This is a genomic window from Pseudomonas brassicacearum (genome assembly GCF_003732265.1).
In the GTDB taxonomy this organism is placed as follows: Bacteria; Pseudomonadota; Gammaproteobacteria; order Pseudomonadales; family Pseudomonadaceae; genus Aquipseudomonas; species Aquipseudomonas brassicacearum_D.
Window position 1 is genome coordinate 1 of record NZ_MOBK01000394.1, and the last position, 509, is coordinate 509.

General features: G+C 60.3%; 1 protein-coding gene. It reads right to left on the reverse strand.

Going from position 1 to position 509, the window contains the following annotated elements; translation table 11 throughout:
* A partial coding sequence (locus BK660_RS31900; protein ID WP_148057545.1) for a substrate-binding domain-containing protein occupies positions 1-509 on the reverse strand: 509 nt, incomplete at both ends.

Below are 509 nucleotides of genomic sequence, written 5' to 3' on the forward strand. Positions count from 1 at the left end.
ACTGCGTATCGCCGAAGGTGCCGAGGCGCAGTGGCCGCGATTTCAGCGGGAAGTCATGCAGCGCATCGAATACGCCTTGCAACAGTACGTAGGAAGTCGTCACCAGTGCATCCGGCAAATGTCCCAGACGCTGCAGGAGTTCTTCCATCAGTTGCTTGCCGCACTCACGGCTGAAGGATTCGGCGTGTTCGACCAGCACTTCGCCTTTGAAATCGACCAGAGCCTGTTTGAAACCGGCGGCACGTTCCTGGCTGATGCTCAGTTCCGGACGGGCGCCAAGCAGTACGATCTGCTTCGGTTGCGGATCGAGCAGGCTCTGGGTCAGGTGCAGGCTGGCTTCGCGGTCGTCACTGATCACCGAGCAGAAGTGCTCGGGTTCCATGACCCGGTCGATGGCGATGATCGGCAGACCTTTGGCCTGTAGCTGCCGATAGCTGTCATCGCCGGCCGGCAGGCAACTGGCGACGATCAGCGCATCACAGCGACGCGCGCGGAACAGTTGCAATAAC